We start from the raw sequence: 23,825 nt of genomic DNA, 5'->3' as shown, positions 1-23,825 counted from the left end.
ATGAAACTACAAGCACTCACCTCGCCAAGCTTAATCAGCACTGGGAATGTATTCCATTCAAAAGTAGAAGTCATTCAGCACTTGGTGAACAAACTGGCTGAGGCTGGAAAAATAGATTCTAAAGAAATATTTTTACAAGCGGTATTAGATAGAGAAACGCATTCCCCTACAGGATTCGAGGGCGGCCTTGCCATTCCCCACGGTAAATCATCAACTGTCAAGGAAGCAGCTTTTGCAGTTGCAGTACTCAAGTCACCGCTGACAGATTGGGAGAGCATCGATCCGAACAATCAAGTACAGCTCGTCATCCTATTAGCAATACCAGAAAGCGAAGCAGGTTCTACACATCTTGCATTATTATCAGAATTAGTAACAAGACTGTCGGATCCATCCTATAAAGAGAAACTATTACACTCAAAAACAAATACTGAGCTATATATGCGGCTAGATAATATGAATACAGCAGAAACAAAGAAAAACGTAAAGAAGCTTGATAAAACAATCATTGCGATTACAGCCTGTCCAGCGGGGATCGCTCACACTTATATGGCTGCTGAGGCACTTGTAAAAGCAGGAAATGAACTAGGTGTCGATGTTTTTGTCGAAAAGCAAGGAGCGAATGGCATTGAAGATCGCCATACAACTGCGCTCTTGAAAAAGGCAGATGCTGTTATTTTTGCCACCGATGTTGCCGTTAAAGATGAGGGGCGCTATGCTCACCTTCCAAAAATGAAAACATCTGTTGCCGCTCCTTTACGAAATGCGAAGGAAATCATTCAACAAGCACTCGAAAAAGCAGAAAGGGAGCCAAAAAAAGAATACGATCCAACTAAGAACACGTCATCTTCTTCCGATGATCTCGGGGGAAAAACCTTTAAAAATGAAATAAAAGATTCGATTTTAACTGGTGTTTCCTATATGATTCCGATCATTGTAGCCGGCGGTATGACATTAGCTGCAGCAGTCCTCATTTCTCAAGCTTTTGGTCTGCAAGATGTATACAATCATGAAGGTTCATGGCTTTGGCTTCTTCGCCAATTAGGCAGCGGGCTGCTTGGACAACTGATGGTGCCGATTTTAGCTGCTTATATGGCCTATTCAATCGCTGATAAACCAGCACTTGGTCCCGGATTTGCAGCCGGTGTCGCCGCAAATCTAATTGGGAGCGGATTTCTTGGCGGGATGCTCGGCGGTTTCTTAGCAGGATTTTTCTTGAAATTTATGAAGAAAAATATCCAGCCAAAAGGAACATTTGCAGGCTTTGTGAGCTTCTGGGTGTATCCCGTTGTCGGCACACTTGTCGTCGGTTCGATTATGCTATTTGTCATTGGCGAACCGCTTGCTTGGATCAATCAAGGATTAGTCAAATGGTTAGGCAGTATGTCTGGCACGAATGCGATTATTTTAGGCGCTATTATCGGGGCGATGGTTTCCTTCGATTTAGGGGGGCCAGTAAACAAAGCCGCCTACACTTTCTGTATTGGCGCAATGGCAAGCGGCAATATCGTTCCTTACGCAGCATTCTCCTCTGTTAAAATGGTTTCGGCCTTTTCAGTTACTGCTGCAACGATTATCGGAAAACAATATTTTAATAAGCAAGAGAAAGAAATCGGCAAACAAACATGGTTGCTTGGACTCGCAGGTATTACGGAAGGGGCCATTCCTTTTATGATTAATGATCCATTCCGTGTCATCCCTTCCTTAATTGCCGGTTCCGCTGTTACAGGCGCCATTGTCGCATACTTTCATATCGGTTTAAGTGTCCCAGGAGCTGGTATTTTTTCCTTAGCATTAGTAAAAGGACAGCCTATCCTCCTAGCCGCCAGTATTTGGCTTGGCGCTGCATTAATTGGTGCACTCATCTCTATGATTCTATTAATTATTACTAGAAAGAACAAACTAAAAAAAGAAGTTCGCAATAACCAATCAGTCGCACTTAATAAAAAAGTTGGAGGGGCATCATGAAAAAAGTTCATATTGTACCACATATGCATTGGGATAGAGAATGGTATTTTTCAACAGAAGAATCGCAAATTTTACTCGTCAATAATATGGAAGAAATCTTAAATATGCTAGAGACAAACCAAAACTACCCTTACTACGTACTGGACGGGCAAACAGCAATTCTTGAAGATTATTTTAAAGTAAAACCAGAAAACAAAGAACGGGTAAAAAAGCTAATCCAAGACGGCCGTCTCATTATCGGCCCTTGGTATACACAAACAGATGAAATGATCGTTGGCGGGGAATCGATTGTTCGCAATCTCCTCTACGGCTTAAAAGATAGTGAAGCATTCGGAACAGCGATGAAGATTGGCTACCTTCCCGACTCGTTCGGCCAATCTTCGCAAATGCCGCAAATTTTAAATGGCTTTGATATTCAATATTCGATTTTCTGGCGCGGCACATCTGAACGTCATGGTACGGATAAAACCGAATTTTACTGGGAAAGTGTTGATGGATCTAAAGTGCTTGTCCAACTGTTTCCGCTTGGCTACGCAATTGGCAAATATTTACCTGAGAACGAGGAACAACTTCAAGAACGAATGAACAAATACTTTCCTGTCTTGGATCGGGGAGCTACGACAGAAAATATTATTCTTCCAAATGGTCACGATCAAATGCCTATCCAAAAAAATATTTTTACCATTATCGAGAAGCTGCAGCGTTTATATCCCGATCGTGAATTTTTCTTAAGTAAATATGAAAATGTTTTTGCGGAATTAGAACAGCATCATGCACTGCCGACGATTCAAGGCGAATTTTTAGACGGCAAATATATGCGGGTTCATCGCAGTATTTATTCAACACGGATGGATATTAAAGCGGCAAACACCCGCATTGAAAATAAAATAACGAACATCCTTGAACCGCTCGCATCTATTGCCTATTCTTTAGGATTCGACTATCATCACGGCTTAATCGAGTCGATATGGAAAGAAATCATGAAGAATCACGCCCATGACAGCATCGGCTGCTGCTGTTCTGATAAAGTTCATCGTGAAATCGCAAATCGCTTTTTCCTTGCAGAAGAAAAGACTGATCGTCTCATTGAATTTTATAAACGAAAAATGACTGATGCGATTAAAACCGATCGTTCTGAAGATCTTCTGACCGCCTTTAATCTGCTTCCATATGACCGTGAAGAAGTCGTTACAACAACTGTGACCACAAAGCTTCATTCTTTTACATTAGAAGATGCAGACGGAACGATCATTCCATTTGAGGTCATCAGCAAAGAAGAATTAGATCCAGGATTAATCGATCGCCAAATCGTTCATTACGGAAACTATGATCCATTCTACAAATATACAATTCAACTAAAAGATTCAATTCCAGCGATGGGCTATAAAACTTATTTTATCGTTCCTACAGATACAGATATGACGCATTCCTTTGCCGAAAAAGAAAGCATCGAAACTGATTATTATCAAATTACCGTTAATCCGAACGGGACACTCAATATATGGGATAAACAGCTGGAAAAGCAATTTAACAATATCCTGCTATTGGAAAATGGCGGAGATGACGGAGATGAATACGACTTCTCTCCCCTGCCAAACGAAACGCTTATCTACAGTGATCAAGTCAAAGCAGATGTACACATCGTTCAACATATGTATGAAGCAGAAATTGACATTCAGTTCAAACTCAATATTCCGCGCAATTTAGACGAACGGAAAAGAAACAATCATAATAGTTTCATAGACGTTCATTGGAAACTAACAATTCCAAAGCACAAGCCAATGATCAACATCAAAGTTGAACTCGATAATCATGCAATGGACCATCGCCTACGCGCATTAATTCCAACAGGGATCGCGTCTAAATGTTCAATTGCGGACAATCAGTTCGGCTTCATTAAGCGCAACGTCTATGACCCTGCGATGGATTACTGGCAAGAGGAAAACTGGGGTGAACGGCCAGACTCCATCTATCCGATGCTTTCATTCGTAGGTTTATGTAATGACGAATATGGTGTGAGCGTCTTAACGAATAGCACGAGAGAATACGAAATAATCGGCAGTCATCATGACACGATTGCGATCACACTTTTCCGCAGTGTCGGTTTTTTAGGAAAAGAAGAAATGTTAAGAAGACCTGGCCGGCCATCAGGAATTAAACTGCCGACTCCCGATTCACAAATGTTAGGGACATTAACGATGGAATTCGCGATCACAACACATCAACAATCAACAACTGCTGCAAATGTCGGCAGAATTGCAAAGCAATATACAACAGCCATTGAAACATATAACAAAATCCCGTTCAATGCGATGAAATTAAATCCATCCAGTGTGCCGACACCGCTGACATATAGCCTGCTGCAAGAAAAGAGCAGCAATACAGTGATCAGCACATTGAAAAAAGCAGAAAAAGAAAACAAACTAGTTTTACGCATATACAATCCAACCGAAACAATCAGCAACAGCACATTCCAATTCAAACAGCCGATTGAACAAGTTGTAGAGGCAAACTTAAATGAAAAAAGCATTGCTCCATTGAACGTAGAACAGAACGAAATAAAGGTTGCTTTAAAGGCGAATCAGGTGAAAACAATTTTGTTTTAAATTAAGAAAAGGCTAATCATATGTGATTAGCCTTTTCTTAAAATATGCTTATAAAAGATGATATTATTCAAACATTTCAAATATACTTGTTCCCCAATCATGAGGTTATTTAGCCATCGCATAAAAAAAGAAATAATAAGAAGGATCTTATGCTGAAGTAATTTATCAGAGCCCTTCTCTTTTATTAGCTTTCTATATGGCTCTTTCGTAAAGTCTTCTCTAAATATGCTAGAAGTTCATCTTTGATTTCCTCATGTTGCAAAGCAAATTCAACTGTTGTTTGCACAAATCCTAATTTTTCACCAACATCATATCTTTTTCCCTCAAATTGATAAGCAAACACACGTTGAATTTGATTCAACTGTTGAATTGCATCTGTTAATTGTATTTCTCCGCCTGCACCTTTTTCTTGTTTGTCAAGAAACATAAAAATTTCTGGAGTTAGTAAATACCGTCCAATAATTGCAAGGTTAGATGGTGCTGTCCCAGGCGCTGGTTTTTCCACAAATGTATCTACTTGATATCTTCTTCCCGCTTGTGATGATGGTGCGATCACACCATAGCGATGTGTTTCATTTTCTGGTACTTCTTGTACACCAATAACAGAAGAACGTGTTTCTTCATATTGATCAATTAGTTGTTTTAAACATGGTGGGTCATTTTGGACAATATCATCCCCAAGTAGCACTGCAAATGGTTCATCACCGATAAAATTACGTGCACACCATACAGCATGACCAAGTCCAAGAGGCTCTTTTTGACGAATATAGTGGATATTTGCTAAATTCGACGCATACCGCACTCTTTCTAACAGTTCATGTTTTCCTTTTTCCTCAAGATTTTGTTCTAATTCCCAGGCATTATCGAAATGGTCTTCTATCGCTCTTTTTCCTTTACCAGTTACGATAATAATATCTTCAATTCCTGAAGCTACTGCTTCTTCAACAATGTATTGAATTGTCGGTTTATCAACAATTGGTAACATTTCTTTGGGCATTGCTTTTGTTGCTGGTAAAAATCTTGTTCCAAGCCCTGCCGCTGGAATAATCGCTTTTTTCACTTTTTTCATCGATAAATCCCCCTAGTAGTTTCTTATAATAGATACTAACTCTTCAAATACTACTTTAATATCTCTTTGCAATTTTCAACTTTAAAACATTATGTATCGCCTTCTATTAAAGTTTTAATATTGGCTATGAGATTATCAACACATCCATTCATATGGTGTAAAGGGCAATAATCGTATAAATGTGTTACGACAGAATATTTATTGATATATTCGTACCCCGTCATCAAGAAGATCTTAATCATTAAAAATCTTCTTTTCTACATATTGTTAAAATCTACGAAATAAAATTTCAACAAAATTCGACAAATTTCTATATTCCCATTTTTTCTAGTATTATCTTATCACTTTAAATAGAGAAATCCTAGAAATTTTATAACTTTTTATAGTAATGTTATAACCGCTTTTTCGATTTTATTTCTATCGCTATACTTCTATTCAGCTACGAAAAGAGTTAAATCTTCCAATGTTCAGACTAAAAACAAGAGCCCCATAAAGAGACTCTCTACTTAACAGTTTTCTATCATTATTTTTCCATATCTTCAACCATATTATGCACTTTTTGTCTTTCCGCATCGCTTACATTTAAGTAATAGATGCCATTTATATTGCCGCCTGTACCTTGTACTTCATATTGTTTAATATGGTCCTTGCTGTCTCGATAATTAGTTGCAATATTTTTCATATCATCAAAGGTTAAGTTTGTTTTTACGTTGTCTTGAATGGCATTGAGAATGTCCATATAGTGTGAAACTGATTTGACACTAGCTGCTTTGTTAATGACTGCCATAATGACATCACGTTCTCTTTGGTTTCTGCCAAAATCGCCTTGTGGATCAAGATGGCGCATGCGTACATATCCGAGTGCCTTTTTACCGGTGTCTAACGTAATGACACCTTTTTTGTAATGATATCCTTTTTTATAATAGCCTTCATCAATCCAGTCAAGCTTATTATTTACGGTAACTCCGCCAACAGCATCAACAAGATCTGCTAATCCTTCCATATTAATGCGGATATACTGTTTAATATTTAAATTTGCAAATTTGTTTACGGTGTTAAGCGCCATGACAGGACCGCCATATGCATAGGCCGCATTAATTTTATTGATTGTTCCTTTTCCGACAATTTCTGTTCTTGTATCACGTGGAATCGAAATCATCTGCATCGTTTTCTTCGCTGGATTTAACGTTAAAATAATTGTCGTGTCTGATCTTCCGACATCACCTTGTCGTTCATCTACGCCCAATAGAAGAATGGAAATCGGCTTTTGATTTTTAATTTGGTTTGATTCGCTCTTTGGTGCTGAAGCATCTGTATCATGGATTTTTTCGGCCGTATTTTTAACCGAATGGTATGAATACCAAGCGAGTCCAGCTCCGGCAACGACAACAATACCAATAATAACCCCTAAAGTAATGAATAGTTTTTTAAACATATGATTCTTCCTTTTTATGTAGTTTTTTGTCATTCATTTGCTATCATATCATAATTTGCGACTTTTCTGATAGATCGTTTCTTTATTGCAATACTTTATTTATACGAAATTTTTGTCGCTTTTTCAATATTTATTAGAACAATTGGCGTATTTCTCTTCCTATCAAAATATTATGCTATCATTTGAATATTCTAACACTACATATATTTTACTAGATAGGAGGTTTGGTAAATGCGGAGTTTTCTCACGCTGATTGCGATCGTCGCAACGATTGCCTTTCTTGTCATCGGGAATCGCCATTGGCAGGAAAAAATTGATGTTTCCCATTTTGCTTCTAGTCAAAAAGCGGAGGCGAGTACGGAGACGAAGAAAGAAAAAACCGCTGCATTAGCTGCTAAGCTCATGCCTTATACTGCCCATTGGCCGCAGCAGGCAAAAAATGATTTTCAACAGGCAATTAAAGATCAGAAGACGTACACTATTGCAATTGTCGGTTCCAAAGCGATGGGGACTGAAAAACAAGGATGGGCAAGCGATTTAAAAAAAGCTTTGCTTCAGGCATATGGGGATCAAGTCGCTGTCACACTATTTCCAAGTGATGTGACATCCAAACAATTTATCTCTAAGAAGCTTGATAAAAAGGTGGCAGATGCACATCCGAATTTAGTTTTATTTGAACCGTTTGTGTTAAATGATAACGGGTCTGTCGCTCCTAAAGATACACACAAAAATTTGCTGAAAGCCGTAAAAACATGGAAAGATGCCGTTGTGATCATCCAGCCGTCGTTCCCGATTTATCAAGCCAGCAATTATCCTGATCAAGTGAAGGAATTGAAAAAGTTTGCCCAAGAGCAGAAGCTTCCATACCTTGATCATTGGAAAGACTGGCCAGGCACGAACAGCAAAGACTTGAAGAAAGACATTGAATTTAAAAACGGCGAGCAAGTGGCGCCAAACGCAAAAGGAAATAAGATTTGGTTTGACTATTTACGCGATTATTTTATTGCTGGACATTCATAATGAAGGTTGCCTTAAGATCGGCAACCTTTTTTCAATTGGTGTTTTAGTTTTTGCAAAGCTCTGCTCCGCCAGCCTTTCACTGCATTAACGGATTTATGCTCACGGCTAGCGATTTCCCCTAATTTGAGCTGATGATAAAAGGTGGCAACCACCCATTTCTTCTCGTTTTCAGTGAGCGTCTCACAATAAGTGAGCAATGTTTCAAGTTCTAGAGGGGTTTTTAATGATGGATCGTTTTCATTTAACCAAAATTCTTCTTTCGGGTACACCATTGTCTCTTCTACCCTTTTATCCTTCGCTAATGCCTTTAATAGATTACCTTTAATCGTTACATAGGCATAACTCGTGAATGAGCCTTTTTGCGGTTGAAAATGCTCATACGCCTCCCAAAGGGCAATCAAACCGATTTGTTCAAATTCCTCGCGATTTTTGTAAATGCCGAGTTTGCGAATGAGATGAGAAATCATTGGCCGATATTGCTCCGCTACCTTTTCGAAACTTTCCATTTTAAGCTCCATTCTGGAAAGCGCGCTTTCGCTGTATTCCCGGGTTGTCTATACGATACAAACTAGTAATCGGGAAAGCGAATGGCCATATGTCATGATTCGCGGGTTAAAGTTTCATATTTTCATAGCAAAAGTTTTAAACTTTCTACAAAAAGTTTGAAGAAACCACATATTTTTTGCAGAGATTCCATTTTTTGATAGAATAATAGAAATTTTACAAATATATGTGGATTTTTTTATGAAAAATAGTATAATATGGCTATCAACTAATATTTGGCTAGTAGGAGTTTAGTCACAGTAAAAATGAAATGATTGTTGTAAACGTTGCAATTTTTGGCTTTGAATAGGAGGAGATAAAGTATGGAGTATCGTATTACTAGATGTTCATATGCCCTTGTGTCTTCCGATCGTCCAGAGTACGTGACGAAAATTTATGACAAGAATGGGATCTTTTACTCGAAAAAGACAAAACTATCTTTACTAGATGAGGCATGCATTCGCATGCGAGGGTGCGATTACAGAGGACAAGTCCGCGCCTTTAAAAAGCTATTCGGTTACAATAAAGCGCCAGTCATTTTAAGCCTGCCGCACATCTTTGCTATTCCAACGAAGTCACCTTCCGTGCACGATTGCCAATGGATCTTTCTGCAACACGTATCAAACCTCATTGAACAAAATGGTCGCCTTATCATCGTTTTCAAAAATAAACAGACACTAGAACTGAACTGTTCACCATATACATTCTTCAAACAGAGAAGCCGCGCCTATGAGTTGATCGTATATTTGGCATTCAAAATGGTGCCTGACCCCTTTAAGGCTTTAAAGTATAAATGAGTCATCATCGTTGTTATCGGATTCTACATATTGCTGATAAGTGAAGGATGAGCGGCCTTTCGTAAAATAGGACAGTGTTTTTTGTTTGTCGATATTTGGATCTTCTTTTCCACTATAGTATGCCAGATAGCTGCTCCAGCGATAATCTTCTGGTCTTTCAACAATATTTGCTTTCACTGGGTTTAAATGAATGTATTTACTGACCGTTAGAAAATAGTCATCATCAAGAATAAGCTTTGCCCCGTATCTTCCTTGAAAAACATGTCCGATTAAATCATATTTGCGGTTAAAATAAATGGCATATTCAGTATGGAGATCTCTAATGATAAAATGTGTGGGATGGTCAATCGTTTCGAGTTGAAGATGAAGGTGGTTTTGCATTAAACAGTAGGAATGGAGAATGAAGGGATAACGATTGCGGACATTGCGCAGAAGTTTTAAATACATGCGATAATCAATGACATCTCGAAAAATAGCATCTCTACGATTTCCTCGGGCAGTAATATGATAGATTGCTCCAGGAAACCATACGCGCCGTTTTCTTGGCATAATCTCACTCCTATTCATAATGTTATGAATAGTATAATATATTTAACGAAAAACATCAAGAGTGCCTGACCCCTTTTGTGTATTAAAGCACAAAAGGGGTCAGGCACCTTTTCATCCTCTTCCTGCTTGGAAGCCTGGATATTTCGTCATGCCTCCATCGGCAAAGAGTGTAAGCCCTGTTACGTAGCTCGCTTCGCTTGATGCGAGCCACACCGCACATGCAGCAATTTCTTCCGGTTTACCGATATACCCAAGCGGAATGAGGTCGATTACACCTTTTTTCTTTTCAGGGTCGGCAAATTTTTCGGCATTGATCGGGGTATCAATTGCCCCTGGTGCAATGTTGTTGACACGGATGCCTTTCGGTGCGTATTCAAGTGCAAGTGTCTGTGACATTAGCTTAACTCCGCCTTTACTCGCTGCGTAATGAACGAAATGCGGCCATGGAATGATTTCATGAACAGATGACATATTGATGATAGAACCTTTAATATTATGTTCAAGCATATAACGGATCGCTTCTCTTGATCCAAGGAATTGTCCTGTTAAATTGGTCTCAATGACCCGATGCCAATCATCTAAAGATAATTCATGTGACGGCACTTCATTTTCTACCCCTGCATTGTTGACCATGACATCAACAGATCCAAATGTTTCAGCTGCGTGGGCGACAAGCTTTTTAATATCATCTTCGGAACGAACGTCACCCTTCAGTGATGTCGCTTGTCCACCAGCTGCCTCAATAGCAGAAATGATATCTTTTGTCGATTCTCTTTCTGAATGATAGTTAATCACTACTTTTGCTTTTTCTTTCCCAAAGCGTTCGCATATTGCCCTACCAATTCCAGTTGCCCCGCCTGTAACAATGACAACTTTCCCTTCTAAATCACTATACATAACGATTTCACCTCTACTATTTTGCATAATATGTAGCCATGCAATGTGTTTCAATAAGCTTATATTAATATTTACCTGAACTGCTATTTTTAAACTATGTTTTTATACAGAAAAAAGTGCAATGTTTATGGGGATTTCCGAAGGGTATACAGATGATAACTCTAACATTAGGAGGAATGCTCATGAGAAATGGCGTAAAAGATCAAATCGATGGTATTAATAAACAGGCTGAAGGTGAAGGAAAAGACAAACTTGGAGCATTAACAGATGATCACGGAAAACAAGCTGAAGGAAAAACTGAGAAAGTTGTAGGAAAAGTCCAAGAAACACTTGGGAAATTAAAAGAAAAGCTTACGAAAGATCGATAATCCTGTACAAAAAAGAGTTCAGTACGAGCAAAAGTGCGTTACTGAACTCTTTTTTCACAAACTAATACAGCAGTCTCCATATCGCGACAGCGCCAGCGCCGGAAATCTTTCACTATTTCCAAGGAAATATTAGCGAATCTGTCGAAAAAGGTGCCTGACCCCTTTAGCAAGCTAAAGGGGTCAGGCACCTTTTTAGTTTTCGTTCAGGAATGATTTAATTGCTTCTGTGTTTTTCTCTGTATCGACATCAAGGACGGCACCTTTTCCAGGGTAAGTTGCATTTGAATAGGAGCCCGCCACTGGAACGGTTAACGTTTTGACATCTGGTGTACCGCCCATTAGCACATCTTTCACTAATCCTAAAATATCCATTTTACTCATATTTGTTGCGATATATGGTTGTATCGTTCCTAATAATTTTGGAGCTTTCGCAAATCCGTTTACACTGATTGCTTCTTTCTCTAATGCTTTTAAGACGGTTTGTTGACGTCTTACGCGGCCAAAGTCGCCTTCTGCATCTTTTCTGAATCGTGCGTATGCAAGCAATTGTTTTCCGTGCATCGTTTGTAATCCAGGATGAAGCGTCATGCCGATGTTTTTAGACATTTCGTGTTCAACATTGATTTTAATTCCTTCTGGTGCAAGTGTATCGACAACTTTTACGAAGCTTTTAAAATCGACAAGCGCATAATATTGGATGTCGATGTCGAAATTATGCTTGATCGTTTGGCGAAGCAATTCTGGTCCGCCTAAAAAGTAGGCTGTATTCAATTTATAGTTATCGTAACCAGGAATTTCTACATACATGTCACGCATGAGAGAAACGAGCTTTACTTTATGTGTTTTCGGATCGATTTGCGCAATCATCATCGTATCCGTCCTTGATTGTTTTTCACCGCGTGTATCAATCCCAAGGAGTAAAATATTAATTCGTCCGTTAGCATCTTTCGTTCCATTGAATTTAATATTGTCCGTATTCAATGCTTCAGATGTTTTCGCTGAATGAAGTCCTTGATAATATTGGGCACCAGCATATCCTGCGCCGCCTAATATAATAATTAAAAAAAGTAATAGAAAAATCCGTTTATATCGGAGTTTTCTACGCTTCTTCTTCTTTTTTGTTATACGTGAATCACTCATATAATCCCTCTTGTTAATTTTATAGTTTTATCATTTTTCTACACTATTATTCACTAAAACTATGCTTTTGTCACTAATATTTTTGTGGAAATTTGGACATATTGTAGAAAAATGATGATGATATGGATCAATTTAACTACAATCGACGTTTTCTGTTAAAAACATATGAGGTTTTTGTCGATTTATTCAATAATGCTTCATAAAGAGGATATCATATTCAAACTTAATTCTTTATTACATTCTCATTAAAATTTTCGTGAGTGATTCACCAAAAAAGTTTTATTCAGTCACAACATGTTTTACTGGCTTTCCGTATAGTCCATTGATAAGATTTTCTGCAGCCAGTTTTGCCATTTTTAGCCGCGTTTGAATACTTGCACTTCCAATATGCGGCACCGCCACGACGTTCGGTAATGTTAATAATGGGTGATCAAGCGGTACCGGCTCTTGTTCAAAAACGTCTAGGCCCGCTCCCCATATTTTCCCCTCTAATAACGCCTGATATAGTGCTTCTTCATTGACGATACCACCGCGAGATGTGTTAATGAGAACGGCGCTGTTTTTCATTAGGGCAAATTGCTCGTAGCTAATGAGATTTCTCGTTTCTTCCGTATACGGCGTAAGTACGCAAATAAAATCAGAAGTCTTTAATAACTGCTCCAGTTCAGCATATTGAATGCCAATCGTTTCTTCCGCTTCCCGTTTGCGGCTGCGATTATGATAGAGGACATTCATATTGAATCCTTTCGCTCGTCTCGCCACCGCTTCTCCGATACGGCCGAGACCGATGATACCGAGTGTTGCCCCGAAAACATCTTGGCCTGTTAACAGCATCGGCGACCATGTTTTCCATTCCCCGGCTTGCAAAAAATGCTCTGCTTCGACAATTCTTCTCGAAACTGCCGTAAGCAGAGCAAATGTAAGATCTGCTGTCGTTTCTGTTAAAACTCCTGGCGTATTCGTGACGATAATCCCCTTTGATGCGGCATATTGAACATCGATATTGTTATAGCCAACCGCCATATTGCTGATCACTTTTAACTTCGGCGCTTGTTCAATTAAGTCGGCGTCTATTTCCTCCGTTAACAAGCAGAAGAGACCATCCACTTCAGCGATTTCTTTCGCCAACACTTCACGCGAAACGGGAATGTCCTCCTCTTCCCACATATTTACATGGCACTGTTCTTGCAACAAGTTCAGTACACCATCTGGAATTTTGCGTGTAATATAAATGCTCGGTTTCAATCATAGTCCTCCTCATCATATATGATTTGCAATGAATAGCTGTCATGATGCCGCCTAATTTTGATAACGTTATCATTTTTTTGCAAAAATTTTTATCGACTTCAACATACTCGCTATGTAACCATATCTAAAGCTTTTTATCTATTATACTAGATTTCTCTATTAAACATTCGAAAGATTAAAGCAAAAAAGGAAAAAATTTCATAGAATTTACAATATATTTATCATTTTTTAAGTAAATTTTTATAATTCCCTTTTATACTAGCACTTGTAAGATAAATGGTGATGAGCTGTTGCTCTAGCGATTTGTTTTAAAGTTTAAACTGTTTAGTACTACCCCCTTTTTTGGCCGCTACTTCATTGCAGCGGTCCTTTTTTATTGGATGTAAAAGATGTCCTTTTAGCAAAGAGTAGTGATTTCCGCTGCAGGGGTTCGCTTTCCGTGGGCGGATGCTGAGCGCTTCACGGATGGCATTAAAAGTTCTTTTCAAGAAAAAAATATGAATGGTTGAAAAAGCAACAACCAAAAATACACTATTTTTCACCTATGAAGTGGGGGATATGTTTTTGAGGTCACTTCAATCACGCTTTTCCCGCCGGAGTCTCACCCTTTCCGCTCCAATCGGCTTTATAAACAGTTTGATAAAAGTAACAAATGTATGATAACAATTTTATAGAACTCCCTTTATGCGAATGACTTTTCCAGCTAACTCTTCTTCAATCATGTGCATGCCGTTTTTGCGATAAAAGGCTTTGGCACGTTTATTTGTTGAGACAGGGAGATGATATTCGCTTACTCTATTTTTTGAAAGAATTGCAAGCCGTATTGATGAAGTTCTTTTCCTAATCCTCGACCACGTTTTTCAGAGATTAAATAATATAAATGTACATAGCCGATTGTTTTTCCCTTTATAGTTCCGGATTGATAGCTCAGTCGGTTTCATTCTCCATCAGCAAAACAAAGCCTGTTTCGATTTTGTCTTCACCTACTCGAGATGTTCCTCATCGCTTCCTGCGTCAGAACCAAAGCTAACCATAAAAGAATCCCTCCGAAATGGAACGATCAACTCCCTATGTTTCTCTACATCAATTGCTTCGAAATGCAATCAATTCCCCCCTTTCCTTTCTATAAAAAAATGGGTCTGATGCTCTTTTGAGAATCGGACCCATCTTGACTACTGTTTACGTTTTTTAAAGAAGGATGTGTAAAGTAAATAAAATACGATCAGCGCAAATGCGATCATGGCAGCTGGCTTAATGAAAGGACCAGCGACTTCATCAATTTGTGACCAGTTTGATGATAGGCGTTCTCCTAAATAGATAAAAAAGCATGACCATACGACACTTGCCAATGTTGTGTAAAAAATAAATTTTGCATAAGACATTTTTGCGATACCCGCTGGAATGGAAATCGCTTGACGGACAACCGGAATGAATCTACCAGTGAAGATGACTCCAGCTCCATATCTATTAAACCAGTTTTCAGCAGTATCGATATGTTTTTCATGAATAAACATATATTTACCGTATTTGAGTAGGAACGGTCTGCCGCCATAGGCACCGATCCAGTAAATAATAAGCTGTGCAACAAGACAGCCGATCGTACCAGCAACTACTGCTCCGGCAAAATTAATTTCCCCTTTTGACACTAAATAGCCTGCATAGGCAAGTACAATTTCACTTGGAATAATTTCAATCATTAACCCGATGGCAATGCCGAAGTAGCCTAAACTCGCTAAAGTAATTAATAGATGTTGTACAAAATCTGAAAACATGATTTCCTCCGAATTTTTTTACTAGAAAACACTCTCTTATCATACCGATTTTTTATAAAAAGCGAAAGATTTCTAGTAATAATATATTAAGTCCGAGCCAAACGCCGCCGAATACATAGCCGCCTGCGATATTGCTTGGCAGTTCTAGTCCAAAGAAAATATGGCTTACAGCAATCGCCAATAAAATAACAAGGAAGAGAATATCCATAAATGTATGGATCCAAATGACCTCGGCATGCCTTACGACAAGGTATACAAAATATCCGTATACGATCAGCACCATAATCGCTTGGCTGTTCGGAAATTCATAGGCAAAATGGGATAAGCTTGTTACACCGCTTAGTGCGACGCGGTGGAAATATCCGTGTAGAATATTTTGATACAATTCTCCCCCAATGGTTGCCATACATAGGATCAATATTTCGTGTGTGCGATCCTTCCCTTTCCATAAAATCCATATGACTGTTAAAGCAATGACGGACAAAAGCACTTTATGGCTTCCGAGTAAAAGAAGCATATGCATAAGGCTTGACCAATGTTTTTCAAATAGTAGAGAAACGATTAAAGAGGTAACTTCATTAAAATCACTAAATTCACCTGCAAACAGATTTTGAACCATTGTGATCATGAGTACGATCAATAGTAACGTCGCCGTAGCGGTTGCAAATATAAATACTTCTGCACGGACTCTGCTTTTAAAGATCATCCCTGTCCAATGAATCAGCCCCATTCCAAGCCAGACAAGGGGCTTGCGATATTTGCGGTAAATGTAATATAAGATGATGCCAGCAGCAATGATGATACCTGCGATCACTAAATATTTTTTGACAGCATCATGGAATTTCTCCCATTGTGGTCCGAGCAGCTTACCGATCGAAATAAATACTGAAACCCATATGAATCCACCTGTGTAGGCGAAAAGAGCAAATGTTTTATACGGAAGCTTCGTGATCCCGGCAAAATATCCCGTTATATGACGGACCCCTGGTATAAAATATGCGACCAATAACAATTTATTACCATACTTTTTAAACCAGTTTGATGTTCGCTCCAATTGTTTCGGGCCGAGATGAATCAAATGCCCGTATTTATGTAAAAATGGCCCTCCTAGTCGTTTTCCAATGAAATAAGAGATGGTCATTCCTATACTTGTCCCAATACCAGCAATGAGTATGCTCATTATCCAATTTAGCTGACCTTGGTGTACCATATAGCCGGTGTAGCTCATGAGTACTTCACCAGGAACTGGCAAAGCAATCATTTCTAATAAAAGGGCTAACATTAGCACAATATAACCATATTGGTCGGCATATGATGTAATCGAAATCATCTATTACCCTCTCCAAAAACTTTCTCTATTTTAAAGGACATTCCCTTTAATGCGAAAGTTCACCTATACTCAGTTTTAGCATAAATACTAAATTTGTCAAAAGATTATAGAAACAGGAGGCGGGATGAAAAGTCGTCAACAAAACAGTCAGTCGAGGTCGAATAGATACATCAAAAAAATCAGATACTACATCACCAGCATGGAATGCAGCATCTGATTCTTTAGCCCATTAAAGGGGTCAGGCACCATTATAGTAGTTGACGCTGTATGAGGAGCCTTCGCTCACCATTTTATTATCAGGAGTATCGTAAGGATCCGGATGACCGATTTTGGTTTCAATTGTGTTTGGATGCTTCAATTGATGAACCAATGATTCTGCACGCTTGTACAAATTATTGGCTGTCACTTTTATTTGTTCGCGATTTCCTTTCACCGCCAAATAAGTGACTCCTGCGATTCCGGCTGTTAATAGTAGAAATTTTTTCATCCTCTAACCTCCTTAGTTTCTTACTTCTTGTTTACCCATTTCATAAATCATTTATGCCTAAATTCTTTTTTATCTTACCACCAGAACATTAAAACATACTTAAAATCGGCCGATGATTTTCTCATATTGCGCTTTTTCCTTTAGCGATTTAAGCTGCGGAAAGTTAGTTACTTTTAGTAAGTGTCAAAATAGTGTATAATATAAATATGATCCAGTCTATACATCCACAACACATATATTTCCTCATGTTTAGATGTCTAGTTGTCGCATAACATCATTCATTGATTTTCAATAGAAAGGTGCGTTAAATTCATGGCTAATGATCATAGTCTATGTCCACGCTTTGAAAAGGCGTTTCAATTATTAGGTAAACGATGGATCGGTGTCATTATTCGGGTGTTATCCGAAGGACCGATGCGTTTTAATGAAATGTTGGAGCACATTCCGCATATCAGTCAAAAAGTCCTTTCTGAACGCTTGAAAGAATTAGAAGAGCAAGACATTATCGTTCGTGAAGTGTATCCTGAAAGCCCGATTCGAATTGAGTACCGTTTATCAGAAAAAGGGCAGGCGATTACACCTGTCCTTGATGAAGTCCAAAAATGGGCCGATAAATGGGTAACCCTCGAATAAAGGTGCCTGACCCCTTTAGTATACTAAAGGGGTCGTTTTTTATAATAACGAGATTAGGAGCGGGATTGTGAGAATGACGAGCAGCAGCAGCCAAGCAAACGGTTGGGCAAAATTCATTGTCCATCCGCTTCCAAATCGTTTTTCCACCCATATGGACGGATCATTGTGATTGAAATAAAAGATCCCCAATTTCCAATAATGATCGTCGTCATAGCCGATGATGCCATTTTCTTCATTAGAAGTTGTTTTAATGTTGCTTCCCCCTTGACCAGTGATCATCGATAGCCCAATTGATCCAATCAAGATGAGGACGATGATTGCGATACCTCCGATCATTACCGCTTTTACACTGACAGCTGCGACTAATGATAATTGAATAAAAAAGAACAGAACGATGATTCCAAGTGATGATAACATTAAAAACAGCGACCATCTGCGGCGGAAACGAACATTTTGCTGGATGGATTTTTCCGGATTTCCTGCATTTAGTTGTTGTTTACTGTTCGCAATCATGTTGTTCATCCAAACAAACAGGACTGTTAAAAATAATTGAACTGCTGGCAATTCAAATACGGCGCTATATGATTTTTCTGTCCAATTCGTCACATTTCCGAACAAATCATAATGTGTCGGATAGCGATTTGGGATCCGATCGTAAAAAACATATGTTAAGACGGTTGTCACTGCAGTCACAAGCACATGAATGATAAACCAAGCATTCGAATATATGAGCTTTTGTTTGCGAAACTCGGTATCAACTGCGATTACTTGTTTTTTTGTGAACTCCCAATTACGCTTGCCTTTCAATGCTTTCATTCGATAATGGAATACGAGATAAATAAGAAAGTGTCCAATAAGATAAGCAATTAGACAACATGTAAATATGATTGTCTGCAATAAAATCTCCTTCATTGCCCACATGACAACCATGATGATAAGGCTAAAAACAACTGTTACGACAGCATATAGTTTTCTCATCTTTTGTAGTTCTTGGTCGTTATAAATATGTTCAGGGATCGTGACACCGAAGCTTTCAGTTTTCCTTGTGACGTATGGCATCATTGCCATCATTACAGCAATTGGGATAAAAATGACGAACATCATTGATACTTCCATTGCGCTCTCCACCTTTTTAAGTTTGAATGTCTTTCCAAATCTTTTGACATATTGTTAAAAATTCATGTTCCTCCATGCCGCGACAAATAGATTCACTAATGAGCGGCCTTAATTGTTCCTTTAACTTTCCTTTATATATATCATCTGCGACAGGCATGTGATCCGGATGAATAACAACCCCTTTTTGGCGATGAATAAGGATAAACTCTTCTTGTTTTAACATTTGATAAGCTTTATTGACGGTATGCATGTTCACCCCTAAATCCGAGGCCATCGTTCGCACGGACGGCAGAGAATCTCCCGGCGCGAGCTGCTTTGATGCAATTCCTTCAATAATTTTGTTGCGTAATTGCTGATAAATGGGCATATCTGACTCTAAATCAATTTCAATCATCATAATGTCATCACCTCGATTCTTATCGATTCTTATCTATATTCTAACTGTTATATATAATATATAACAGTTAGAATAAAAAAACAATAGGTGCCTGACCCCTTTAGGGGACTAAAGGGGTCGACACCTACTCTAATGATTAATTTTATTTGAATGATGGTGGTTTGTGACTTCAAGAACATCAAGGAAGAAGACGATCACAGGTATGCCAAGAATCAGTCCCCAAACACCAAAGAAATGTTCTGAAAAGATTAAAATAAGAAATGTATAAAAAACCGGTAAATTCGTTTTCGATGACATCAGCTTCGGATTCAATACGTACGTTTCAATCGAGTGAATAATCGCAACTAAAATTAATACGTAGACGATTTCGATTGCTCCGCCAATACTATAAGCAATTAAACAAAGAGGGATAAGTGAAATGATCACTCCTGCAACAGGAATGAGCCCTAAGCAGAAAATCATCAAAACTAAACCTAGCAATTGCGGGAATCCTAAGATCGATAAGCCAATCGCTGACAAAATGGCGTTTACGAACGCAATAATAAACTGCGCTTCAATAACCTTTCCAAATGTACCGACAAACTTTTGACCAAAATACTCTAATTCTTCATAAAAGGATGCCAATTTACTATGCTTAAATTGTTTCGTAAAACGAATAATCCGTTCTTTTTCAAGCAAGAAGAATAAGCTTAACAGAAACGACATAAATACTTGCAAGCTTACTTGGCTAATCGTACTGAAGTAAGAAACCAAGACGGTAAATCCTTTTTGAACATAATCCGTAATCTTCTTATCTTGAATGTATTCAACTATATAATTCAAGACGACATTATGCTGCGGTCTCGTATAAAAACTGACAATTTGCTTAACAAGTTCCGTTATTTCATCTATTAGTACAGGTAAATATCGTGTAATCCCAAAGGTTAACAACCCTACAATTAATATGTACAAGATAATAACCGTCAGCTTTCGATTTAACGGAATCCGCTTCGTCACAATTTTTTCGAGCCGATTCATTAAATAAGAAAAAATAAACGTAAGTAAAATTAAATCAATGATGCTCTTTAATAAATAAAGAATGAACGCCATCAGAATAAAGATAATGACTCTCTTCGTCTCTCTTTTCTGAAAAAAGGAAAACAACTGATCTCCCATTTAATATTGCCTCCCCCTTTAGCCAAGTTGCCAAATATTTACTGGTATCCTAAAGGTATGATTCTTTCTATCTTCATAATACCTTATATTAGCATAAATCAACCCCTATACTATAAAAAATTTTTTCTGAAAGATCATTTTACAAAAAAACGGACTGACCATCAGTTTGGTCAGCCCGCATAAGCACTTGAACATTGTATTTTTTTAAGCCACTGTTTTGTCACTGTAAAAAGCTGTGTTTGATGTTCATCACATGTAAAGGTGTGATTTGCATCGTTGATGAATATTTGATCACACTCTCCTCTTACTCGCGAATGAAAAGCATCAGCATAGTCACAACAATATGCAGCAGGAATTTCATCATCATCAGTTCCATGCGCTAACAGCACATCGCCTGTAAAGCGCGCAGCTTCTTTTAGCGGATGGAATTTGTTCATAGAATCAAAAAAGCTTTCCTGCAACGTATATCCTAAGTAATCGACTGCTCCGAATTTACGAAGATCATGACTGCTTTTTCTACCAATAATATCGAAAAGATCTTGTTTCGGATTGCCGACTGCCGACCACATAATCAAGCGCTGGATGTCAGGATGCTTGATCGCTGTTAATAGGGCAACTGCACCGCCTAAACTATGACCGAGCAAAATAATCTGTTTAGAATCAATTCCTACTAATTGGCGGCCAAACGTAATGGCATGTTCTGTTTGACTAATGAAATCTTCGAATCTCGTCTTGCCATAATCGCCGTCACTTTCACCGCAGCCGGCATAATCAAAACGCAAAACAGCATATCCTTGTTCCGTAAAATGTCTTGCCGCCTTGACGAACAAACGGTGGACACCAACTCGGCTGCCGACGAAGCCGTGACAGATGATAACGAGCGGCACTTCTTTTACGATAACTCTCTTAGGATAATGAACAGTTGCCGCTATACGATTGCCTTTCCAATTGAAATGAACTTGTTTTTCCATATGAGACACCCCTATAAATTATGATTTTTTCTGACGGGGTTTTTTCTATGCAAAAACCCCTTCTTAATGTAAGAAGAGGTGGCTGAATAAATCTCTTCTTATCTTTCAAGCGAACATGCTTGTTGGATTTGGCACAGTGTTCTTAGAACCCGCTGCCGAGACTTCATTGGGCCAATTCCCTCCATCTCTCTAGATAAGTATTACTTTTGTATCCTTATAATTCATAGTTGTTTAGTAAGAATTAACGTTTCTTATAATTTACTCGATTTATATCCAACTGTCAAGCTATGTTATGATAATGTTAAGAAAATTTTTTAAAAGGAGAATAGCATGTACATTCGTCCATTACATATACATGAAGAGGTCCCTCTGGAATTACTGTTATTAGCCGATCCTTCAAAAAGCATCGTTGAAGATTATATAAAAAGAGGTGATATCTTTGTTGCTGAAATAGATAGACGTATCATCGGTGAATATGTATTGCTGTCAACAAGGCCGCAAACAGTAGAAATTGTGAATGTCGCAGTAAAGGAGAGCGAACAAGGAAAAGGGATTGGTAAACAGTTAGTTATGCATGCCATTCAACAAGCAAGATTAAAAGGATATAAAATGATTGAAGTTGGGACAGGGAATTCAAGTATCGGTCAGCTTGCACTCTATCAAAAATGCGGTTTTCGGATAAATGCCATTGATAAAGACTTTTTCACGATCCACTACGAAAATGACATTTATGAAAATGGGATACAATGCCGTGATATGATCCGCCTATCACAATATTTATGTTAGTCATAAAAAAAGTCAGATGCTGTCTATGAGCTCTGACTATGTATCTCTATATTATTTGCTTTCCTTTTTTGCCTGTTTGTCACGATCGTCATCGATTACATCGCGTACGCCTCTTTTAAATTCTCTTAATGTTTGCCCTGCAGCCTTTCCAAGTTGCGGTAATTTTGAAGGGCCAAAAATTAATAAGGCAACGACGAGGATAACTAGAATTTCACCAAACCCTAAATTTGGAAACATCAGATCATTCACTCCTCCACCATTTCTTGATTTTATATTAGTCCTAATTGTACTTATATTCAAGGAAATCTGTTTGTAAATATTTTGTAAGCATTATTTTTTGTCCAATTTTCACAATATGATGGTAGAATAAAAAAGTCTGGAGGTGACACATTTGCATTTATGGAATATGTTTGTCGCTGCAATTCTCGGTCTCGTTGAAGGTTTAACAGAATTTGCTCCTGTTTCTTCTACAGGACATATGATTATTGTAGACGACTTGCTATTGAAATCTAACAAACTCTATGGTGAAGAAGCTGCCAATGTGTTTAAAGTAGTAATTCAATTAGGTTCGATTTTGGCTGCTTGTGTTGTGTTCAAGGATCGTTTTTTAAATTTACTAGGATTAAAGAAAGATATTACGAGCGATCAGGTTCATGGCAATAGATTGAAGCTTACGCAAGTTATTATCGGTCTTTTACCGGCCGCTATTCTCGGCTTCCTATTCGAGGATTACATAGATAAGAAGCTATTTTCGGTAAATACCGTATTGGTTGCTTTAATCGTCGGAGCCATTTTAATGATCGTCTCTGACCTTGTTCGTCCGCGCAAGCCAAAAGTTGAAACGGTCGACCAAATGACGTACACACAAGCGTTTATCATTGGTCTCTTTCAATGTCTTGCATTATGGCCTGGATTTTCACGCTCAGGTTCTACCATTTCAGGAGGGGTTCTCCTCGGTCTAAGCCACCGTGCTGCATCGGATTTTACATTCATCATGGCTGTACCTGTCATGTTCGGTGCCAGCATACTTTCTTTGGCTAAACACTGGGATGCGGTAACAGCGGAGACCATTCCATTCTTTATCGTAGGGTTTATCAGTGCCTTTATCTTTGCATTGATTGCCATCCGATTCTTCCTAAGACTCATCAACAAAGTCAAACTCGTTCCATTTGCTATTTATCGGATCATTTTGGCAATTATTTTATATATTGCCGTCATGTAAGTTTGACGCCACAGCTGCCCGCTTTAAGTGAGGCAGCTTAATTTTTTATTCACTATTTGTTGGATCTCGGCCCCGTTTTTGAAAATTCCGTTTTAGATCTGCGGTTATCAGTCAAATATTGCATATTTCGGTCAAAGCACACAATATATCAGTTTTGTCCAAATTCTAATATATAGTTCTGCCTTTCCTTTTTCCGCTTGAAGGACAGTTTACTGATTTTAAGAGGCGATTCACGATCGTTTCAGACTCGTTTTTTTCTTTTGATGACTACAATTAGGGCAAAACCCCCTTCCTCTATCAAATATAATTGTTCCAACAT

General features: G+C 38.4%; 23 protein-coding genes and 1 riboswitch. Of the genes, 8 read left to right on the top strand and 15 right to left on the bottom strand.

Annotated elements, in window-relative coordinates:
* Complete coding sequence (mngA, locus tag G4D61_RS08430; RefSeq protein WP_052137791.1) at window positions 1-1,965, top strand: PTS 2-O-a-mannosyl-D-glycerate transporter subunit IIABC; 1,965 nt, start codon at window positions 1-3, stop codon at window positions 1,963-1,965.
* On the top strand, window positions 1,962-4,571 hold the full coding sequence (mngB, locus tag G4D61_RS08425) for a mannosylglycerate hydrolase (RefSeq protein ID WP_025731402.1): 2,610 nt from the start codon (window positions 1,962-1,964) through the stop codon (window positions 4,569-4,571). Before mngA ends, mngB begins: the two co-directional genes overlap by 4 nt.
* 184 nt (window positions 4,572-4,755) lie before the next feature.
* On the opposite strand, the gene galU is transcribed toward mngB, so the two are convergent.
* Both galU and G4D61_RS08415 read right to left on the bottom strand, forming a co-directional pair.
* Window positions 4,756-5,640, bottom strand: coding sequence for a UTP--glucose-1-phosphate uridylyltransferase GalU (galU, locus tag G4D61_RS08420; RefSeq protein ID WP_025730903.1), 885 nt, complete (start codon window positions 5,638-5,640; stop codon window positions 4,756-4,758).
* Between the two features lie 523 nt (window positions 5,641-6,163).
* Entirely contained in the window at window positions 6,164-7,075 is a 912-nt protein-coding gene (locus G4D61_RS08415) for an LCP family glycopolymer transferase (protein WP_035355170.1), read from the bottom strand.
* Between the two features lie 231 nt (window positions 7,076-7,306).
* Here G4D61_RS08415 and G4D61_RS08410 point away from each other — a divergent pair, with 231 nt between their 5' ends.
* Window positions 7,307-8,095 carry an SGNH/GDSL hydrolase family protein gene (locus tag G4D61_RS08410; RefSeq protein ID WP_035355168.1) on the top strand — a complete coding sequence of 263 codons (789 nt, stop codon included), beginning with the start codon at window positions 7,307-7,309 and terminating at the stop codon, window positions 8,093-8,095.
* 11 nt (window positions 8,096-8,106) lie between these two features.
* On the opposite strand, the gene G4D61_RS08405 is transcribed toward G4D61_RS08410, so the two are convergent.
* The gene (locus G4D61_RS08405; protein WP_035355165.1) at window positions 8,107-8,601 is read right to left on the bottom strand and encodes a sigma-70 family RNA polymerase sigma factor; all 495 of its coding nucleotides are present in this window, start codon (window positions 8,599-8,601) and stop codon (window positions 8,107-8,109) included.
* Between the two features lie 360 nt (window positions 8,602-8,961).
* Between G4D61_RS08405 and G4D61_RS08400 the strand changes: the two genes are divergently transcribed.
* On the top strand, window positions 8,962-9,435 hold the full coding sequence (locus tag G4D61_RS08400; RefSeq protein ID WP_025730896.1) for a competence protein ComK: 474 nt from the start codon (window positions 8,962-8,964) through the stop codon (window positions 9,433-9,435).
* Here G4D61_RS08400 and G4D61_RS08395 read toward each other — a convergent pair.
* Window positions 9,421-9,984, bottom strand: coding sequence for an REP-associated tyrosine transposase (locus G4D61_RS08395; protein ID WP_035355162.1), 564 nt, complete (start codon window positions 9,982-9,984; stop codon window positions 9,421-9,423). The genes G4D61_RS08400 and G4D61_RS08395 overlap by 15 nt on opposite strands.
* A gap of 111 nt (window positions 9,985-10,095) precedes the next feature.
* Entirely contained in the window at window positions 10,096-10,881 is a 786-nt protein-coding gene (locus G4D61_RS08390) for a glucose 1-dehydrogenase (RefSeq protein WP_025730895.1), read from the bottom strand.
* 182 nt (window positions 10,882-11,063) lie between these two features.
* Between G4D61_RS08390 and G4D61_RS08385 the strand changes: the two genes are divergently transcribed.
* A complete protein-coding gene (locus tag G4D61_RS08385) occupies window positions 11,064-11,249 on the top strand; it encodes a CsbD family protein (RefSeq protein ID WP_051476307.1) in 186 nt (61 codons plus the stop codon).
* Between the two features lie 192 nt (window positions 11,250-11,441).
* Here G4D61_RS08385 and G4D61_RS08380 read toward each other — a convergent pair whose 3' ends face one another.
* The 5 genes from G4D61_RS08380 to G4D61_RS08355 form a co-directional block, all read right to left on the bottom strand.
* Window positions 11,442-12,389, bottom strand: coding sequence for an LCP family protein (locus tag G4D61_RS08380; protein WP_025730891.1), 948 nt, complete (start codon window positions 12,387-12,389; stop codon window positions 11,442-11,444).
* A gap of 279 nt (window positions 12,390-12,668) precedes the next feature.
* Entirely contained in the window at window positions 12,669-13,634 is a 966-nt protein-coding gene (locus G4D61_RS08375; protein ID WP_035355159.1) for a 2-hydroxyacid dehydrogenase, read from the bottom strand.
* A 1,175-nt stretch (window positions 13,635-14,809) separates the two neighbouring features.
* Window positions 14,810-15,409, bottom strand: a complete 600-nt coding sequence (uptA, locus tag G4D61_RS08365) for an undecaprenyl phosphate transporter UptA (RefSeq protein ID WP_025730888.1) — start codon at window positions 15,407-15,409, stop codon at window positions 14,810-14,812.
* Window positions 15,410-15,461: 52 nt separating this feature from the next.
* Window positions 15,462-16,739, bottom strand: a complete 1,278-nt coding sequence (locus tag G4D61_RS08360) for a VTT domain-containing protein (protein WP_025730886.1) — start codon at window positions 16,737-16,739, stop codon at window positions 15,462-15,464.
* 238 nt (window positions 16,740-16,977) lie between these two features.
* Complete coding sequence (locus G4D61_RS08355) at window positions 16,978-17,226, bottom strand: YbyB family protein (protein ID WP_025730884.1); 249 nt, start codon at window positions 17,224-17,226, stop codon at window positions 16,978-16,980.
* A gap of 312 nt (window positions 17,227-17,538) precedes the next feature.
* Between G4D61_RS08355 and G4D61_RS08350 the strand changes: the two genes are divergently transcribed.
* Window positions 17,539-17,859 carry a winged helix-turn-helix transcriptional regulator gene (locus tag G4D61_RS08350; RefSeq protein ID WP_025730882.1) on the top strand — a complete coding sequence of 107 codons (321 nt, stop codon included), beginning with the start codon at window positions 17,539-17,541 and terminating at the stop codon, window positions 17,857-17,859.
* Between the two features lie 39 nt (window positions 17,860-17,898).
* Here the strand turns inward: G4D61_RS08350 and G4D61_RS08345 are convergent, their stop codons facing one another.
* The 4 genes from G4D61_RS08345 to G4D61_RS08330 all read right to left on the bottom strand — a co-directional run bounded on the left by G4D61_RS08345 (window position 17,899) and on the right by G4D61_RS08330 (window position 21,498).
* Window positions 17,899-18,975 carry a DUF1648 domain-containing protein gene (locus G4D61_RS08345; RefSeq protein ID WP_035355156.1) on the bottom strand — a complete coding sequence of 359 codons (1,077 nt, stop codon included), beginning with the start codon at window positions 18,973-18,975 and terminating at the stop codon, window positions 17,899-17,901.
* 16 nt (window positions 18,976-18,991) lie between these two features.
* Window positions 18,992-19,372 carry a GntR family transcriptional regulator gene (locus G4D61_RS08340; protein ID WP_025730878.1) on the bottom strand — a complete coding sequence of 127 codons (381 nt, stop codon included), beginning with the start codon at window positions 19,370-19,372 and terminating at the stop codon, window positions 18,992-18,994.
* A gap of 129 nt (window positions 19,373-19,501) precedes the next feature.
* Window positions 19,502-20,527, bottom strand: coding sequence for an AI-2E family transporter (locus G4D61_RS08335; protein WP_025730877.1), 1,026 nt, complete (start codon window positions 20,525-20,527; stop codon window positions 19,502-19,504).
* Window positions 20,528-20,697: 170 nt separating this feature from the next.
* A complete protein-coding gene (locus G4D61_RS08330; RefSeq protein WP_035355154.1) occupies window positions 20,698-21,498 on the bottom strand; it encodes an alpha/beta hydrolase family protein in 801 nt (266 codons plus the stop codon).
* Between the two features lie 95 nt (window positions 21,499-21,593).
* Window positions 21,594-21,698, bottom strand: a riboswitch (SAM riboswitch).
* 130 nt (window positions 21,699-21,828) lie between these two features.
* Between G4D61_RS08330 and G4D61_RS08325 the strand changes: the two genes are divergently transcribed.
* The gene (locus G4D61_RS08325; protein ID WP_025730874.1) at window positions 21,829-22,284 is read left to right on the top strand and encodes a GNAT family N-acetyltransferase; all 456 of its coding nucleotides are present in this window, start codon (window positions 21,829-21,831) and stop codon (window positions 22,282-22,284) included.
* Between the two features lie 51 nt (window positions 22,285-22,335).
* Here G4D61_RS08325 and G4D61_RS08320 read toward each other — a convergent pair whose 3' ends face one another.
* Window positions 22,336-22,521, bottom strand: coding sequence for a twin-arginine translocase TatA/TatE family subunit (locus tag G4D61_RS08320; RefSeq protein WP_025730872.1), 186 nt, complete (start codon window positions 22,519-22,521; stop codon window positions 22,336-22,338).
* 154 nt (window positions 22,522-22,675) lie between these two features.
* On the opposite strand from G4D61_RS08320, the gene G4D61_RS08315 reads away from it, so the two are divergent.
* Window positions 22,676-23,506 (top strand): undecaprenyl-diphosphate phosphatase, encoded by an 831-nt coding sequence (locus G4D61_RS08315; protein ID WP_025730871.1) that lies wholly within the window; start codon window positions 22,676-22,678, stop codon window positions 23,504-23,506.
* Window positions 23,507-23,825: the final 319 nt, after the last annotated feature.

It is taken from the genome of Heyndrickxia ginsengihumi (assembly GCF_011008565.1).
Classification (GTDB): domain Bacteria; phylum Bacillota; class Bacilli; order Bacillales; family Bacillaceae_C; genus Weizmannia; species Weizmannia ginsengihumi.
Note: the sequence above shows the minus strand (reverse complement) of the source record. Positions and strands in the feature narration are given on the sequence as shown.